Source organism: Methylomonas sp. 2BW1-5-20 (assembly GCF_052474515.1).
In genome coordinates, this window is sequence record NZ_CP184127.1 from 2,980,582 (window position 1) to 2,996,528 (window position 15,947).

16 protein-coding genes are annotated in these 15,947 nt (G+C 51.4%); 11 read left to right on the top strand and 5 right to left on the bottom strand.

Annotated features, from left to right (window positions below; all coding sequences use genetic code 11):
* Nucleotides 1-12 precede the first annotated feature (12 nt).
* The 6 genes from gshA (at nucleotide 13) to ACH50O_RS13635 (ending at nucleotide 5,724) form a co-directional block, all read left to right on the top strand.
* Entirely contained in the window at nucleotides 13-1,599 is a 1,587-nt protein-coding gene (gshA, locus tag ACH50O_RS13610) for a glutamate--cysteine ligase (RefSeq protein WP_446808331.1), read from the top strand.
* Between the two features lie 4 nt (nucleotides 1,600-1,603).
* A complete protein-coding gene (locus ACH50O_RS13615) occupies nucleotides 1,604-2,332 on the top strand; it encodes a phosphoadenylyl-sulfate reductase (protein WP_446808332.1) in 729 nt (242 codons plus the stop codon).
* On the top strand, nucleotides 2,313-3,173 hold the full coding sequence (locus ACH50O_RS13620; RefSeq protein WP_446808333.1) for a hypothetical protein: 861 nt from the start codon (nucleotides 2,313-2,315) through the stop codon (nucleotides 3,171-3,173). The genes ACH50O_RS13615 and ACH50O_RS13620 overlap by 20 nt, the downstream gene beginning before the upstream one ends.
* 568 nt (nucleotides 3,174-3,741) lie before the next feature.
* On the top strand, nucleotides 3,742-4,398 hold the full coding sequence (locus ACH50O_RS13625; RefSeq protein WP_446808334.1) for a pyridoxamine 5'-phosphate oxidase family protein: 657 nt from the start codon (nucleotides 3,742-3,744) through the stop codon (nucleotides 4,396-4,398).
* Nucleotides 4,399-4,456: 58 nt separating this feature from the next.
* Nucleotides 4,457-5,005 carry a formaldehyde-activating enzyme gene (gene fae, locus ACH50O_RS13630; RefSeq protein WP_446808335.1) on the top strand — a complete coding sequence of 183 codons (549 nt, stop codon included), beginning with the start codon at nucleotides 4,457-4,459 and terminating at the stop codon, nucleotides 5,003-5,005.
* Nucleotides 5,006-5,241: 236 nt separating this feature from the next.
* Nucleotides 5,242-5,724, top strand: a complete 483-nt coding sequence (locus tag ACH50O_RS13635) for a cytochrome P460 family protein (RefSeq protein WP_446808336.1) — start codon at nucleotides 5,242-5,244, stop codon at nucleotides 5,722-5,724.
* Between the two features lie 78 nt (nucleotides 5,725-5,802).
* On the opposite strand, the gene ACH50O_RS13640 is transcribed toward ACH50O_RS13635, so the two are convergent.
* Entirely contained in the window at nucleotides 5,803-6,642 is an 840-nt protein-coding gene (locus tag ACH50O_RS13640; RefSeq protein ID WP_446808337.1) for a CvfB family protein, read from the bottom strand.
* Nucleotides 6,643-6,951: 309 nt separating this feature from the next.
* Between ACH50O_RS13640 and ACH50O_RS13645 the strand changes: the two genes are divergently transcribed.
* Nucleotides 6,952-7,464 (top strand): hypothetical protein, encoded by a 513-nt coding sequence (locus ACH50O_RS13645; protein WP_446808338.1) that lies wholly within the window; start codon nucleotides 6,952-6,954, stop codon nucleotides 7,462-7,464.
* Between the two features lie 53 nt (nucleotides 7,465-7,517).
* Here the strand turns inward: ACH50O_RS13645 and parE are convergent, their stop codons facing one another.
* Nucleotides 7,518-9,407 carry a DNA topoisomerase IV subunit B gene (gene parE, locus ACH50O_RS13650; protein ID WP_446808339.1) on the bottom strand — a complete coding sequence of 630 codons (1,890 nt, stop codon included), beginning with the start codon at nucleotides 9,405-9,407 and terminating at the stop codon, nucleotides 7,518-7,520.
* 71 nt (nucleotides 9,408-9,478) lie between these two features.
* Here parE and ACH50O_RS13655 point away from each other — a divergent pair, with 71 nt between their 5' ends.
* From ACH50O_RS13655 to ACH50O_RS13670, 4 genes are all read left to right on the top strand, one after another.
* Nucleotides 9,479-9,712, top strand: a complete 234-nt coding sequence (locus ACH50O_RS13655) for an exodeoxyribonuclease VII small subunit (RefSeq protein ID WP_446808340.1) — start codon at nucleotides 9,479-9,481, stop codon at nucleotides 9,710-9,712.
* Complete coding sequence (ispA, locus tag ACH50O_RS13660; protein ID WP_446808341.1) at nucleotides 9,705-10,598, top strand: (2E,6E)-farnesyl diphosphate synthase; 894 nt, start codon at nucleotides 9,705-9,707, stop codon at nucleotides 10,596-10,598. Before ACH50O_RS13655 ends, ispA begins: the two co-directional genes overlap by 8 nt.
* Before the next feature lie 118 nt (nucleotides 10,599-10,716).
* Nucleotides 10,717-12,576, top strand: a complete 1,860-nt coding sequence (gene dxs / locus ACH50O_RS13665; protein WP_446812149.1) for a 1-deoxy-D-xylulose-5-phosphate synthase — start codon at nucleotides 10,717-10,719, stop codon at nucleotides 12,574-12,576.
* 16 nt (nucleotides 12,577-12,592) lie between these two features.
* A complete protein-coding gene (locus tag ACH50O_RS13670; RefSeq protein ID WP_446808342.1) occupies nucleotides 12,593-13,108 on the top strand; it encodes an adenine phosphoribosyltransferase in 516 nt (171 codons plus the stop codon).
* Nucleotides 13,109-13,140: 32 nt separating this feature from the next.
* Here ACH50O_RS13670 and ACH50O_RS13675 read toward each other — a convergent pair whose 3' ends face one another.
* Genes ACH50O_RS13675 through hpnH form a run of 3 tightly spaced genes read right to left on the bottom strand, consistent with a single transcriptional unit; the run spans nucleotide 13,141 to nucleotide 15,946 of the window.
* Complete coding sequence (locus ACH50O_RS13675; protein WP_446808343.1) at nucleotides 13,141-14,169, bottom strand: MlaA family lipoprotein; 1,029 nt, start codon at nucleotides 14,167-14,169, stop codon at nucleotides 13,141-13,143.
* 21 nt (nucleotides 14,170-14,190) lie between these two features.
* Nucleotides 14,191-14,796, bottom strand: a complete 606-nt coding sequence (locus tag ACH50O_RS13680; RefSeq protein WP_446808344.1) for an ABC transporter substrate-binding protein — start codon at nucleotides 14,794-14,796, stop codon at nucleotides 14,191-14,193.
* A 46-nt stretch (nucleotides 14,797-14,842) separates the two neighbouring features.
* The gene (gene hpnH, locus ACH50O_RS13685; RefSeq protein WP_446808345.1) at nucleotides 14,843-15,946 is read right to left on the bottom strand and encodes an adenosyl-hopene transferase HpnH; all 1,104 of its coding nucleotides are present in this window, start codon (nucleotides 15,944-15,946) and stop codon (nucleotides 14,843-14,845) included.
* Nucleotide 15,947 lies beyond the last annotated feature (1 nt).

The following is a 15,947-nucleotide window of genomic DNA, read 5'->3' on the forward strand; positions in this document are numbered from 1 at the left end:
CCACAATCTTCTATGAATATTATTTACAGCCAGCTCCCCGACCGTCTTAAATACCTGATCGACCACGATCAACAATACTTGCTGAAACAGGGTCTAAAGGGCATAGAAAAAGAAAGCCTGCGCATCACCGAACAAGGCGGAATCTCGCAAAAGCCCCATCCCAAAGCGCTTGGATCGGCATTGACCCACCCTTACGTCACCACCGATTACTCGGAAGCGCTGCTGGAATTCATCACTCCGCCGTTTGCGGACATCAAGCAAACCTTGCATTACATGCATCAGCTGCATCAATTCGTTTATCCGCATTTGGGCGAGGAGATGTTGCTGGCCACCAGCATGCCATGCGGCATAGACGGCGACCTGAGCATTCCAATTGCCGAATACGGCAAGTCCAATATCGGCACGATGAAGCACGTTTACCGCAAGGGCTTATGGCATCGCTACGGCCGCACGATGCAAGCCATCGCCGGCATCCATTTCAATTATTCGGTACCGGAAGACCTGTGGCCGGTATTGCATCGGCACAGCGCCAGCGAAGCCAGCCTGGAAAGCTTTATTTCCGACGCCTATTTTGGCTTGATCCGCAACTTCCACCGCCACGGCTGGATGATCCTGTATCTGTTCGGCGCCTCGCCGGCCATCTGCAAGACCTTTTTCAAAAGCCGTCCGCAGTTGATGGAACAATTTAAGGAATTCGACGAGCACACCGTATTTCATCCTTATGCCACATCGCTACGGATGAGCGACATCGGTTATAAAAGCAAAAACCAGGCGGGCTTAAAAATCGATTACAACTCGCTGGACGGCTACGTGAACAGCCTGAGTTCCGCCATCAACACGCCTTATGCGGAGTACGAAGCCATCGGCGTCAAGGTGGACGGCGAATATCAGCAGCTGAACGCCAACATTCTGCAAATCGAAAACGAGTTTTACAGCACCATGCGCCCCAAGCAAATCGCCAAATCTGGCGAGAAGCCGACGCTGGCGCTGAAACGCCGCGGCGTGTTGTATGTGGAAATGCGCTCGCTGGACTTGAATCTGCTGAACCCCATCGGTATAGACGAAAGCACCGCCCGCTTCATCGAGGCATTTTTGTTGTACTGCCTATTGCACGAAAGCCCGCCGCAAGGCCGCGACGAATTTCAGGTGAATAACAGCAATCAATTGCTGGTCGCCAACCAGGGCCGCCAACCCGGATTGCAGTTAAACCGCAACGGCCAAGCCATTACCTTGCACGACTGGGCTCACGACATTCTGTACGAGATGCAGGCCATCTGCGCCATACTGGATAGAGGCAGCCTGGACCGGCCTTATCAATTGGCCCTGCAACATCAGCTGGCGGTGGTGGACAATCCGGCACTGACGCCGTCGGCGCGCATCCTGGCCTGCATGCGCGAAAACGGCCAGGAGTTCGGCTGCTTTGCCAGCAACACATCGGCGCTGCATAAACATTATTTCAACGCCGAACCGCTGGACGACGACACCCAACGCCAATTCGAAAGCATGGCCGCCGCCTCGCTGAAAAAACAAGCCGACATCGAAGCCAACGACACACTGGACTTCGACGAATTTTTATCCCGTTACTTTGCCCAGAGCTGAACCGATGACCGCATTCGACCTCGCCACCGCCCAAACCGAACTGCAAGGCAAAAACCCGCGCACCATTTTAAAAACCGCGCTGGCCAATTTCGACAACATCGCCATCTCCTTCAGCGGCGCCGAAGACGTAGTGCTGATCGACTTGGCCTTGCAAATCCGCAAGGACATTCAAGTCTTTTCGCTGGATACCGGCCGTCTGCATCCGCAGACCTACCGCTTCATCGAACAAGTGCGCAAGCATTACGACATCGCCATTGACATCTTGAGTCCGGACCGAGAACAACTGGACGCCTTTGTCAAAGAAAAAGGTCTGTTCAGCTTTTACGAAGACGGCCACCAACAATGTTGCGGCATTCGCAAAGTCGAACCGCTGAAACGCAAACTGGCGACGCTGGACGCCTGGATCACCGGCCAACGCAAGGACCAAAGCCTTGACACCCGCGGCGACATCCCGGAACTACAGCTGGATGCCGGCTTCTCCGGCCCCGGCAAGCAACTGATCAAATTCAACCCGCTACTGAACTGGTCATCGGCGCAGGTATGGGATTACATCGAAGCCTATCAGGTACCGTTTAACGAGCTACACAAACACGGCTATATCAGTATCGGCTGCGAGCCTTGCACCCGGCCGGTGTTGCCGAATCAGCACGAGCGGGCTGGGCGCTGGTGGTGGGAGGATGCGGCGAAGAAGGAATGTGGGTTGCATGGAGGGAATGTTAAAAATAGCCTCTAGGCAAACAAAAAATATGTCCATGTTCACTCAACTATTTCACCTCTTACCAGACGTAGTATGGTCTGGCATCATCGCTTCTTTGCTCACCCTTTGCGGGGTGCTTATTTCTAACCGCAGCAATACAACACGGTTAAGGATTCAGCTCAAACATGACGCCTCAGAGAAAGCAAAAGAACGTACTGCATCAATGCGGAAGGAAGTGTATTTAGAAGCGGTTGAAGAATTAACCAAGGCGAACAGTCATTTGGCATCATTACCCCAAGCAGATCTAACCAAAATTAATGCTGCCGACGGTCTTCAAGGTTTCTTTGCAGCGGCATCGAAGTTGCAACTCGTAGCCGAACCCAAGACCGCACTCCTTGTAAATCAATTGGTTGGCACCTACGGGGAGCTGCTGCTAAGACTCATGGAACGCCTGGTACCTCTTCAAAAAGCCAAATTAGCCATTGCCATCAATGATGATCTCTACAATAAGGCTCAATTTGAGGTGCAACGCGTTCTATCAGAAATGGCTAGATTTAATGAGAGCGCCCAATCCAACGAGCAGGTCTTCGGAGCCCTAGAGCGTGCGTTTGCATCGTATCAAGCACAAACCCAAAATTACGCAGAAGCTCGGCAGGATGCATGGGCAGATTTTAATAACCTCAACATTCAGTTCTGCCGCCAACTTTTCATAGATATGCGTATTGTTGGACAGCAACAAATCTCAGTAATAATTGAGATACGTCGAGATCTGGGCCTCACAGCATATCTAGCTGAGATGCGCGAACAAATGGAAAGCCAGTGGGAGAGAATGTCTATACAGTTAGATAGAATGATCTCAGCCCTGCAAGGTAGCTAATTTTCCTTTGGATATTCTTTTGTTAATGCATGTAGCGGCATTAAACGGGGCCATATCCAAGCAGCGATATAGATACTTAGGGTGGGCACGGCTTTTTGGCCCACACAGAAGTTTGGAGTTTGTGTCGCTATCGCGACGAATGTTTTAATGTCGGTTCTCGGACCGACAACCGAGATACTTTTCTTTGCTTGTCCAAAGAAAAGTATCCAAAAGAAAAGACACCCGGATGCCGCTTGTTCCCTGCGCTCCTCGCTTTCGCCGGGGGTTGCCGAAAGGGGCTTCCTGCCCCTTCGGCAACGCGATGCATCCCTGCATCGCCCCTTCGGGCTGTTCCCGACGAAAGCTCCGGTACTCGGCGCGGCATACGGGAAAAAACCCCGCCACCGGCAAAGATTCACTCCGTCTCTAACGGATGCCAGTATGTAACCTACCACTGTGTAGGGTGGGCACGGTTTTTGTGCCCACGCGGATTTTTATCGTTCCCACGCTCCGCGTCATCCAACCGTAAACCTGCCTTATCGCCATTCCTGTTAGAATCGCCGCACCAACCCAACCAGGAGCACCGCCCATGAGCGACTTTTACAGCCCGCAGCATCGCCAATTGCAAGCGCAACACGACACCGTGAATCTGGCGGATCGCTTGGAGCAAATCATCGTGGAACAGCAGGTCAACGAACAGCATCAGCCGTTTATCGAGAGCCGGGATTTTTTCTTTCTGACGACGATAGATCAGCGCGGTTACCCAACTTGCTCATACAAAGGCGGTAATCCCGGCCTAGTGAAGGTGGTTAGTCCGCAGGAACTGGCGTTCCCCAGTTACGACGGCAATGGCATGTTTTTGTCGATGGGCAATATCAACGGCAACTCGAAAATCGGCATGTTATTCATCGATTTCGAAACCCCGCATCGGATTCGAGTGCATGGCGACGCGCGTATACAAGCCAACGATCCGCTGCTGGCTAATTATCCTGGCGCCGAGCTAATCGTGCGGGTGGCGATCAGCGAGATATTTATCAATTGTCCGCGTTATATCCATCGCATGAGCCGCGTCGCCAGCTCAAAATACGTGCCGCAAGCCAATCAGGAAACGCCTTTGCCGCAATGGAAACGTATCGACGCGGTGCAGGATGTGTTGCCGGCTTGCGATAGCCAAGTAGCCGAGAATCTGGGCGGGGTTATTACGCCGGAAGAGTATGGGGCGATGGTGTTGAGCGGCGAGGCTTAGCTTTTAAAACCCTCACTCAAGAAAAATTGCAAACATCAACATTATTTTGGAGACCAACATGAGCGAAAGAATCATTATGCGTACCGGCGAAGCCCTGGTGGCGGGCGGCCCGGCCGGCACCGCAGCGGAACCGGAGATCATCATCGGCGAACTGGACGGACCGGTCGGCACCGCGATTGCCACCTTGACCGGCGATCAAGTGCAGGGTCATACCCGGGTGTTTGCGATTTTAAACACCGATATTCAGGTGCGGCCGGTGACTTTGATGGTTAGTAAGGTCACGGTCAAAAACAGCCGCTACACCAATATTTTGATGGGTACCGTGCAGGCAGCCATCGCCAATGGTGTGCTGGATGCGGTGCGGGCCGGCGATATTCCCAAGGAGAAAGCCAATGATCTGGGCATCATTTGCTCGGTATGGTTGAATCCCAGCGTGATCAAGGACAACAACCTGGACCACCAGATTTTGTTTGATATTCATCGCCAAGCCATGGCCAAAGCGATTCATAAAGCGATGACCAATACCCCGGATATCGATTGGCTATTGGAAAATCAGGACAAGATTACCCATAAATATTTTCAAATGGGTTTGGACGGCAAAATTTAATCGTCCGGCGACTTGGGTTGCATACTCTTGCAACCCAATATCTCGCAATTGCTAACCGGCTTCTAGCCTATCCCTCCAGCGCCGCATTCTGCTTAGCTCCCCTTCGCGTCGCCTACCCAGGCGAATTAATAGCGTATCAATATCAATTTGACAAAACGCTAAAATTCGCCTAAAAATGCCCATATAGTTTCGATTCGAAATTATTAACGCGTTTTATTTTTATGGGGGATACGATCATGAAAAAAAGCATTTCAATTCTGATGGCCGGCTTGCTAAGCACGATTGCCGTTACCGCGTTCGCCGCCGATCAAAGCGTACCATTTCCGGAGGGCTATCGGCACTGGCTGCATACGAAAAGTATGTTGATACAACCGGGCCATGCATTGGAAAATCCGTTTCAAGGCTTGCACCATGTCTACGCTAATAAACAAGCGGAAGCCGGTTTGAAGGCCGGTAAATATGCCGACGGCTCGGTGCTGGTATTTGATTTATTGCAATACCAGGAAAAAGATAAAACCATCCAGGAAGGCGAACGCAAACTGGTCGGCGTGATGCTGAAAGACGCGAAAAAATTCGCCGCGACCGGCGGCTGGGGCTTTGAGGGCTTTGCCGGCAATAGCAAAACCGAACGGCTAGTCAAAGACGGCGGCTTATCCTGTTTTGCCTGCCATGCATCCGAGCAAAAAACCGATTACGTGTTCTCGCAATCTAGGCCCTAGGCACCGCGTTTGAAGGGCAGAGACGCAATCTCTGTTTCTGCCCCGCAGATGTGCGTATCTACTTAGATATAGTGCGAGTTAGGCTTGCTCGACCAGGCGGATTCCAGTTTCCTCAATCACAATCCGCCGTTGTTTGTATAAGCCGCCGATTGCTTGCTTGAAAACCTTTTTGCTGACGCCGAAGGTGTCGTAAATAACTTCCGGTTCGCTTTTGTCGGTCAAAGCCACGTAACCGCCGCGTGTGGCTAGGATAGCCAGTATTTTTTCGGACGTGGCATCGACTTTCTGACCGTATTTTTCCTGGCTGAGCACCAAATCCAGCTTGTGATCGGGGCGGACTTTTTTGATATAGCCGGTCAATTTCTGGCCTCTCTGCAAAGGCTGAAATGTCTCGCTTTTATACAGCACGCCCCAATATTGATTATCCACCACCGCTTTGAAACCCAAATCGGTTTCGTCGGCAATGATCAGCTCCACTACCTGTCCGTCTTTATAATAAAAGGCCTGATCCTGAATAAAATCGTCCAGCACCATGGAGGCGGCAATACGATTATTTTCGTCCAGAAACAGCCGCACCAGATAAAACCTGCCTTCCACCATTTTGGTTTTTTGCTCGCTAAACGGTACCAAAAGATCTTTCGGCAGCCCCCAATCCATGAATGCGCCGGCGTGACTGAGGGAAACCACTTTTAAAAAAGCCACTTCGTCCACCTGCGCTTTCGGAACTTGCGTGGTCGCTATGGTTTGGTTTTTGCCGTCTATGTAAACAAACACCCGCAAACTATCGCCGACTTTACTAGCGGCAGGCGGCTGTTTGTCAGCCAACGCAATATCGCCCATCTCGCCACCATCCAAACACAGTTCGGTATCGCGTATTTTGGTTATGGTAAGCGTGTTGAATTTACCAATTTCTATCATGAGGTTTCCGGGGTAGGTTGGAATCACCGTCCGTTACGACGGGAACTCGATTTAATGATACGTTAATGCCCACGCCGGAAAAGACGATTACAGCATTAAGAAGCGAGAGCGGATTATACAATCGACTCGGAGCTAAGGCCTGCAAGGTTTAATAGAAAACCCGCGAATCAAGGCAGCGACTTGTTTTATAACTGCCTACTACGCAGCAAATTCTGCCGACAATCCGCACAAAACCGCGATTAACGTACAGCGCGTCTATAATGGACGGTTTTTTCGATTCGATAAATTCGCCTTTATTGAGCCCCGCACATGACCTTATTCCTCAAATACCTTTCCTCTTGCTGGTTCCTGAACAATCCCACCGAGCTAGTCCCACCCAAATCCTTTATGTGGAAAAACGTGGTGTTTTATCTCATCTCCGGGATTGTCGTCGAAGGCTTGATCGCCGACCCAGCCGACGGCACTCTGGAAGTACTGGGCCGAACCATCATGGCTTTCGGCTCCATCGCTATTCTGCTGCTAATGGAGAAAAAGTGGGGCTGCTTTAATCAGTTGTATACGTCGATTTTCGTTTGCGAGAATTTCATTATGACTTTGGCCATCGGCGCGGAAATTCTCGATTACTGGTTAGTACTAAAACACTATCCCTATCATGAGGAAATCGGCATCGGCATCGCGGTGTTTTTGGTCACATGGTACATCGCCATCGTCAGCTACATTTTTCGGGCGTTTTTCAACCATCCGACCAGTGTGAGCGTGATATATGCCTTCGGTTATTTCGTGCTGACGTACGGCATACCGATGTTGTTGATGGACATCTAAAATCCGGCTGAAAGGGCGGGATTTTCCAACACCGCCCAACGTGCCTATCGCACTTATATTTGCGCTAAATTGCCCCGGTCTTCCAGCCAACTCTTACGGTCGCCGGCACGCTTCTTTGCCAGCAATAAGTCCATCTGCTCACGGGTGTCGTCGTTTTCTTCGATAGTCAACTGCACCAATCGCCGGGTATCGGGATTCATCGTGGTTTCTCGCAATTGCGATGGATTCATCTCGCCCAGGCCCTTGAAGCGCTGAATATTGATCTTGCCGGTGAGTTTCTCCGCTTCGATTCGCGCCAACACACCCAGACGCTCCGATTCGTCCAGCGCGTAAAACACCTTTTTACCAACGTCGATACGATACAGCGGCGGCATCGCCACAAATACATGCCCCGCCCTGACCAGGGCATTAAAATGCTGGTAAAACAGTGCGCAAATCAAGGTGGCGATGTGGTTACCGTCGGAGTCGGCATCGGCCAGGATGCAGATCTTGCCGTAGCGTAGATTTTGCAGATCGTTGCTGTCCGGCTCTATGCCCAGCGCCACAGCGATGTCGTGCACCTCTTGTGACGCCATCACCTCGCCGGAATCGACTTCCCAGGTGTTCAAAATCTTCCCTCTCAAGGGCATGATAGCTTGGAACTCGCGGTCGCGGGCCTGCTTAGCCGACCCACCAGCGGAATCGCCCTCGACCAAAAACAACTCGGTACGGCTGAGATCCTGTCCGGAACAATCGGCCAATTTGCCGGGCAAAGCCGGGCCGCTGGTGATTTTCTTGCGGACGATTTTCTTGCCGGCTTTCAAACGCTTCTGTGCGCTAGCCAAGATAATCTCGGCGATTTTCTCGCCTTCCTGCGGATGCTGATTCAGCCATAAGCTGAATGTATCCTTGGCGACGCCGGAGACAAAAGTCACACACTCACGCGAACTGAGCCTTTCCTTAGTTTGTCCGGAAAACTGTGGGTCTTCCAGTTTTACCGACAACACAAAATGGCAGCTTTCCCAGACGTCTTCCGGCGCGATCTTCACACCGCGTGGCAACAAGTTGCGAAAATCTAAAAACTCGCGCATCGCTTCGGTCAGACCGGCCCTTAGCCCGTTGACATGGGTGCCGCCTTGAGCGGTCGGCACCAGGTTCACGTAACTCTCGGCGATAGTTTCCGGCAGGCTGTCCGGCGTCCAGACTATGCCCCACTCCACCGCTTCGTTGCTGGCCGCCATATTCGCCATAAACGGTGGTTGCGGGAAGATTTCGGCATCACCGACGCGGTCCAGCAGATATTCCTGCAAGCCGTTTTGGTAGCACCATTCGAAGTGCTCGTCGCTAAGTTCGGAGTTTAAGGTGATTTTCAAACCCGGACACAACACTGCCTTGGCGCGCAACACGTGCTTCAGTTTGCTGACCGACACTCGATTTGAATCGAAATATTTACCGTCCGGCCAGAAATGCACACTGGTGCCGGTGTTGTTCTTGCCGACCGTGCCGCTCTGCTGTAGTTCGCTGACTTTGTTGCCGCCGGCAAACTCCATCTGATACACGCCACCGCCGCGCTTGATTTCTACCAGCAGTTTTTCCGACAGGGCATTCACCACGGACACGCCGACACCGTGTAAACCGCCGGAAAATTGATAGTTTTTGTTGGAGAATTTGCCGCCGGCGTGTAATTGGGTGAGGATCACTTCCACGCCCGGAATACCCTGCTCGGGATGAATATCCACCGGCATCCCTCGGCCGTTATCGTCCACCCGCACCGAACCGTCTCTATAAAGCACGACATTAATGGTGTTGGCGTGGCCGGCCAACGCTTCGTCCACGCTGTTGTCCACTACTTCCTGAACCAAATGATTGGGGCGGGTGGTGTCGGTATACATTCCGGGGCGTTTACGCACCGGGTCCAGGCCGCTCAGTACTTCAATCGCCGCGGCGTTATATTCGTTACTCATTGTTACTCATCGTTTGCTGTTAATTCATACTATAATGCTCGGTCATTTTTGAGCACCGCAAGCCACATTATATGTCGAGACGTAAAAGCGCATCCCAATTTGAGGAGGCGATGGAAGAACTGGAGAAATTGGTCGAGCAAATGGAACGCGGCGATATTTCTCTGGAAGAATCCCTAAAATCCTTCGAACGCGGCATCAGATTAACCCGCACCTGCCAGCAAGCTTTACAAGACGCCGAGCAGAAAATCCAAATTTTAATAGAAAAAAACGGCCAGCAAACTTTGGAGCCATTTACCGATGAGTAACTTAAAAGCCTATCTTATTGCCTGTCAAAACCGCGTCGAACGGGCGCTGGACGCCAGGCTGCCCGGTGAGAACATTCTGCCGCAAACCCTGCATCAAGCCATGCGTTACAGCGTGTTGGACGGCGGCAAGCGCACCCGGCCGTTGCTGACTTACGCCACCGGCCAGGCGTTGGGCTTAAGCGAAGATGTTTTGGATGCGCAGGCTTGTGCGGTTGAGTTCATCCATGTTTACTCGTTGATTCATGATGACTTGCCGGCAATGGATAACGATGATCTGCGCCGAGGTAAACCTACTTGTCACAAAGCTTTTGATGAAGCTACCGCCATTTTAGCGGGTGATGCCCTGCAGGCACTGGCATTTGACGTATTGGCCAACGACTCAGCCATTTTGGCTGGCGCGGAAGCGCGAGTCAAAATGATCGCAGCCTTGACCAGAGCCAGCGGCTCGCAAGGCATGGTGGGAGGCCAAGCCATCGACTTGGGCTCGGTCGGACACAAGCTGACTTTACCGGAACTGGAAAATATGCACATTCACAAGACCGGGGCTTTAATCCGCGCCAGTGTTAATCTGGCAGCTTTATCCAAACCGGATCTGGACGCGGATGTGGCTAAAAAGCTGGATCATTACGCCAAATGCATAGGTCTGTCGTTCCAAGTCAAAGATGACATCCTCGACGTGGAAAGCGATACGGCTACGCTAGGCAAAACCCAGGGTAAGGATGTCGATAACGACAAACCGACTTACCCGGCACTATTGGGAATGGCAGGAGCCAAGGAAAAAGCCCAGGAGCTGCATGAACAAGCCGTCGCCAGCCTGGCCGGCTTTGGAAGCGAAGCGGATTTGCTGCGCGATTTGTCGTTGTATATTATCGAACGTACGCACTAATCACCGCTACCAGCACGATTTATACTTCCTGCGCCGCAATCTCCCGGACTTTCAACTGGCGCCTGTATAGCGGGCGCCAAATGTAGCGACGCGACCATATAAAGGAATTTTTTTGAAAATGACAGTCTCCGACTTCCCGATCCTTAACACCATCCAAAGTCCGTCGGACGTACGCGCACTGAAACCGGAGCAACTCAAAGCCTTAGCGGACGAGTTACGCGCTTACCTGACCCACACCGTCAGTCTCTCCGGCGGGCATTTCTCCGCTGGCCTGGGTACGGTGGAACTGACGGTGGCGCTGCATTATGTGTTCGATACGCCATCCGATCAGTTGGTCTGGGATGTGGGGCATCAGGCCTATCCGCATAAGATTTTGACCGGCCGCAAGGACCGGATGCCGACCATTCGCACGTTAGGCGGGGTCTCGGCGTTTCCGTGCCGTTCGGAGAGCGAGTACGATGCGTTTGGGGTGGGTCATTCGTCGACGTCGATCAGTGCGGCGCTGGGAATGGCGATCGCTTCGCAGTTACGCGGCGAAGATAAGAAGATGGTGGCGATTATCGGCGACGGCTCGATTACCGGCGGCATGGCCTATGAGGCGATGAATCATGCCGGCGATGTCAATGCCAATCTGTTGGTGATTCTGAACGATAACGATATGTCGATTTCACCGCCGGTCGGGGCAATGAATAATTATCTGACCAAGGTGTTGTCGAGTAAGTTTTATTCGTCGGTGCGGGAAGAGAGCAAGAAGGCCTTGGCCAGTATGCCGTCGGTGTGGGAATTGGCCCGGAAGACGGAAGAACATGTGAAGGGCATGATTGTGCCGGGTACTTTGTTCGAGGAGTTGGGCTTTAATTATTTCGGCCCCATCGACGGTCATGATGTGGAGATGTTGGTATCCACGCTAGAGAAGCTGAAGGATTTGACCGGTCCGGTGTTTTTGCATGTGGTGACCAAGAAAGGCAAGGGCTATGCGCCGGCCGAGAAAGATCCCTTGGCTTATCACGGGGTGCCGGCCTTTGATCCGACGAAGGATTATTTGCCTAAAGCCGCGCCTTCGCCGCATCCGACCTACACGGAAGTGTTCGGTACTTGGTTGTGCGATATGGCCAAGCAGGATGAGCGTCTATTGGGGATTACGCCGGCGATGCGCGAAGGATCGGGCTTGGTGGCGTTTTCCCAGCAGTTTCCGAAGCGCTATTTCGATGTGGCGATTGCCGAGCAGCATGCGGTGACTTTGGCGGCCGGTCAGGCTTGTCAGGGCGCGAAGCCGGTAGTGGCAATTTATTCGACTTTTTTACAACGCGCTTACGATCAATTAATCCACGACGTAGCCTTGCAGAATCTGGATGTGCTGTTTGCATTGGATAGGGCGGGCTTGGTGGGACCGGACGGTCCGACCCATGCGGGGGCGTTCGATTATAGCTATATGCGTTGTATTCCGAACATGCTGATCATGGCGCCAGCCGACGAGAACGAGTGCCGGCAGATGCTAACCACCGGCTTCAAACACAACGGTCCGGCTTCGGTGCGCTATCCGCGCGGCAAGGGACCAGGGACCACGGTAGACAAGGCGTTGACTGCACTGGAGATTGGCAAGGGAGAAATCAAACATCAAGGTAGCCGGATTGCGATTCTGGCCTGGGGCAGCATGGTGGCGCCGTCTGTGGAAGCCGGCAAGCAACTGGGGGCTACGGTGGTAAATATGCGTTTTGTGAAACCGCTCGATGAAGCACTGGTTCTGGAAATGGCGAAAAGCCACGATGTGATCGTCACTGTCGAAGAGAACGTCATTGCCGGCGGTGCCGGCAGCGCGGTAAACGAGTTCTTGCAAGCGCAGAAAATCCTGATGCCGGTGTTGAATATCGGCCTGCCGGATCGGTTTGTCGAACAGGGTAGCCGCGAGGAGTTGCTGGCACTGTGCGGACTCGATGCCAAGGGCATCTTGGCGAAAATTGAAGCGGCTTGTGCTTAACCAATAAGGTAAGACTATGGACAGATTGAGAAACAAGATTCGCGATATTCCGGATTTTCCAAAGCCCGGCATCATTTTCAAAGATATAACACCGCTGGTCAAAGATCCCGCGACATTGCGCCTGACAGTGCATCAGTTGCTTCACCCGTTTTTAGGTCGCGACATCACCGCAGTTGCCGGTATGGAAGCGCGCGGCTTTATTTTCGGCTCCTTAGTCGCATGGGAATTGGGCATACCGTTTATTCCACTCAGAAAGCCGGGTAAACTGCCTTACGATGTACAAAGTGTATCTTACGACCTCGAGTATGGCTCGGCGGAACTGGAAGTGCATATCGATGCGGTGGACAGCCGCGATAAAGTTTTACTAATCGACGATTTATTGGCAACCGGTGGCACAGCCAAAGCCAGCTGCGAGTTGATCGAAAAGCTAGGAGCTACGGTAGTGGCTTGCGCTTTTGTGGTGGAACTGGATTTCCTGCAGGGGCGGGAGAAACTGGAAAATTATGAAGTGCATTCCTTGCTGCACTATTGAGAAATACTACAGAGACGCATTCCTGCGTCTCGTCAAACAAAATTAACGGTGTTTATGCCGTCTTTTTTTTTACTAATCTGATCCATTTTGTCCGAGGCTTTTTCAAACTCCAAAGCCGCCTTATCGAACGACGAGGACATGCTATCGAACGCGGTGCCATTGGGCTTCGCACTACTGGGATTCGCCTCTATGGTATTTTGTACATGCCCTGGCGCCTTTTTGCCGCTATCGGATTTTGGCTTTTGCACGCCGTTATTTTCTTTAGGTTTAGCCGGCGCAATTTCACCGACATCGACATCCCCGTCGATATCTAGGTCATAATTGGTAGAATCGGTCTTACCGTCATTAATCAAGTTTTTGCGATATTGCAAAAATGATTCACGGGTAAACACGTAGGGGTCCAATGCCGCCTCATCGATGAAATTCAGCGCACCTTCGGCATTTGCTCTATCATTGATACCTTCGACAATACCGGTGCCTGGCACATAAGTGCCGGGATTGGCGGCTTTATCCACCACAATTGCGGCGCCATCGCGAACAGTAGTCGGCCCCAAAACCGGCAGCACTAAATACGGACCTTGCTCGACACCCCATACCGCGAGTGTTTGTCCAAAATCCTCGACATTGTTTTGCAATCCCAGTTCGCTGGCCACATCGAATAAACCGAGCAAGCCTACGGTGGAATTGGTCAAGAAACGGCCTGTATCGGAAGCGCCTTGTCCAAATTTACCTTGCAGGAAATCGTTTAGTACAACGTTAATACCTTTAAGATTGGTAAAAAAATTGCTAACACCGGTTTGCATAAAATCGGGGGTTACGGTTTTATAGCCATTAGCAATCGGCTTAAGTAAATGCTTATCCAAGCCCATGTTAAAACCGTACATGGAACGATTAAAGCCTTCATAAGGATCGGCCGCATCTATCTTGCCCGCGGCAGCGCTGGTGGCCTCCACCGGACGCTGATCCTGAGTAGCACACCCGGTTACCGACAATGCGCTTGAAAATAACACGGCCCACAGCAGGGATGCTTGGCTGTTGCCTTGATAACTGGGGTTATACATTACTGACGATTCCTAACAAACTTATTGTTTTGCGTAACTTTCAATTTTCTCGGTGATTTTGGCGATCAAAGCATCAAAGCCGTCACGGCTTAATACGCTGGTGTAATCCGATCTTTTCAATGCCAAATCACTGACACCATCGGCTATTATATTGATAATCTGCCAGCTATCGTCTTTTTTCTTCATCATGTAATCGAACTTGACATCCTTTTCCCCTGGAATGTGCAAGTTCGTATGGATCACCACACCGCCTCTGCCGGTTTCCTCTTCCGAGGCAAAGGTGAAAGATTCGCCTGAATAGTCTTTAAAGTTATGGGCATAGGCGGAAACGCTAAGCTTGCTGAACACGGTTTCCAGCTTATTCTGCTGCTCCGCGGTCAACTCCTCCCATTGCTTGCCGACGACGATCCTGGCGATTTTAGGCAGGTCGTGACTCTTTTTTACCGCCACATCAAGTTTGTCGTAACGTCCCTGGAAACCCAATTCCTTGCCCTGCTTCATCACGCCCAAAAGCTGATTTTGAAACTCATCGACGACCTGCCGAGCGGAGATTTCTTCGGCCATGGTCAATGGAGAAAAACAGACAAGCAACAACAAACTTAAGCTGAAATATACTTTTCTAAACATAGCCGTTATAAAAACCTGTTGATGAGAACAACTACCCAAAGCCTTCTTAGGGTTCAACTTTCACCGGAATTTCAGAAATTGCCGACTTTTTAAAAGAAGCGGTAAACTCAGGCTTTTTCTCGGCAACCATTTCGCCCGAGGTTTTTGGTCCGCGAACCGCAGCCCACAACGCTTTCAAGGGATGCGCCAAAGTATCCTCAACCGCTGTTGCTTCATAACCGCAGTGCGCCATGCAATTTGCGCATTTAGGATTTTTCACGGTACCGTATTTATCCCAGGGTGTGTCTTCCAGCAACTCTTTGAATGAACCGGCATTACCTTCGTCGGCCAACAAGTAGCAGGGTTTCTGCCAACCAAATACGTTACGGGTTGGATTGCCCCAAGGCGTGCAGTCGTAACTTTGATTGCCGGCCAGATAATCCAGATACAACGACGAGTGATTCAGCTTCCATTTACGAGTTTTACCAATCTTAAAAATACCCCGGAACAGGTTTTTAACGTCAAGCCCCTTAATGAAAACATCCTGCTTGGGCGCGCGTTCATAGCTAAACCCAGGCGCTATTGTTATACCCTCTACACCCAACTCCATCGCGTAATCCAGGAATTCCGCAACTTCTGCCGGCGTTTCACCTTGAAACAGCGTGCAGTTGACTGTAACTCTGAAACCTTTGCTCAAAGCCAGCTTGATAGCTTCGACAGCAATGTCGAAAACGCCTTCTTGGCAAACCGAAGTATCGTGTCTGTCTTTCAATCCGTCGAGATGCACCGAGAACGTCAGATAAGGCGATGGCGTATAATCGTTAATGCGCTTTCTTAACAACAGCGCATTGGTGCAAAGATAAACAAACTTCTTCCTAGCTACGATACCGGCCACGATCTGCGGCATTTCCTTGTGAATCAATGGTTCACCGCCCGGGATAGAGACCATGGGTGCGCCACACTCATCGACAGCAGCCAAACATTCCTCGACTGACAAACGCTTGTCGAGAATATCGTCGGGATAATCGATCTTACCGCAGCCCGCACAAGCCAAATTGCATCTAAACAGGGGCTCCAGCATCAAAACCAAAGGATATTTTTTCACCCCTTTAATTTTTTGCTTGATCAGATAACTACCTACAGCCAATTGCTGACGTAAAGGAACACTCACA

Excerpts from the sequence above, each read along its gene's own strand:
- ACH50O_RS13675 (WP_446808343.1), bottom strand. The coding sequence starts at position 14,169 with ATGTATAACCCCAGTTATCAAGGCAACAGCCAAGCATCCCTGCTGTGG.
- ispA (WP_446808341.1), top strand. The coding sequence starts at position 9,705 with ATGAGTAACTTAAAAGCCTATCTTATTGCCTGTCAAAACCGCGTCGAA.
- ACH50O_RS13635 (WP_446808336.1), top strand. The coding sequence starts at position 5,242 with ATGAAAAAAAGCATTTCAATTCTGATGGCCGGCTTGCTAAGCACGATT.
- ACH50O_RS13640 (WP_446808337.1), bottom strand. The coding sequence starts at position 6,642 with ATGATAGAAATTGGTAAATTCAACACGCTTACCATAACCAAAATACGC.
- gshA (WP_446808331.1), top strand. The coding sequence starts at position 13 with ATGAATATTATTTACAGCCAGCTCCCCGACCGTCTTAAATACCTGATC.
- dxs (WP_446812149.1), top strand. The coding sequence starts at position 10,717 with ATGACAGTCTCCGACTTCCCGATCCTTAACACCATCCAAAGTCCGTCG.
- fae (WP_446808335.1), top strand. The coding sequence starts at position 4,457 with ATGAGCGAAAGAATCATTATGCGTACCGGCGAAGCCCTGGTGGCGGGC.
- ACH50O_RS13680 (WP_446808344.1), bottom strand. The coding sequence starts at position 14,796 with ATGTTTAGAAAAGTATATTTCAGCTTAAGTTTGTTGTTGCTTGTCTGT.
- ACH50O_RS13645 (WP_446808338.1), top strand. The coding sequence starts at position 6,952 with ATGACCTTATTCCTCAAATACCTTTCCTCTTGCTGGTTCCTGAACAAT.
- ACH50O_RS13620 (WP_446808333.1), top strand. The coding sequence starts at position 2,313 with ATGTTAAAAATAGCCTCTAGGCAAACAAAAAATATGTCCATGTTCACT.
- ACH50O_RS13625 (WP_446808334.1), top strand. The coding sequence starts at position 3,742 with ATGAGCGACTTTTACAGCCCGCAGCATCGCCAATTGCAAGCGCAACAC.
- parE (WP_446808339.1), bottom strand. The coding sequence starts at position 9,407 with ATGAGTAACGAATATAACGCCGCGGCGATTGAAGTACTGAGCGGCCTG.
- ACH50O_RS13655 (WP_446808340.1), top strand. The coding sequence starts at position 9,479 with ATGTCGAGACGTAAAAGCGCATCCCAATTTGAGGAGGCGATGGAAGAA.
- ACH50O_RS13670 (WP_446808342.1), top strand. The coding sequence starts at position 12,593 with ATGGACAGATTGAGAAACAAGATTCGCGATATTCCGGATTTTCCAAAG.
- ACH50O_RS13615 (WP_446808332.1), top strand. The coding sequence starts at position 1,604 with ATGACCGCATTCGACCTCGCCACCGCCCAAACCGAACTGCAAGGCAAA.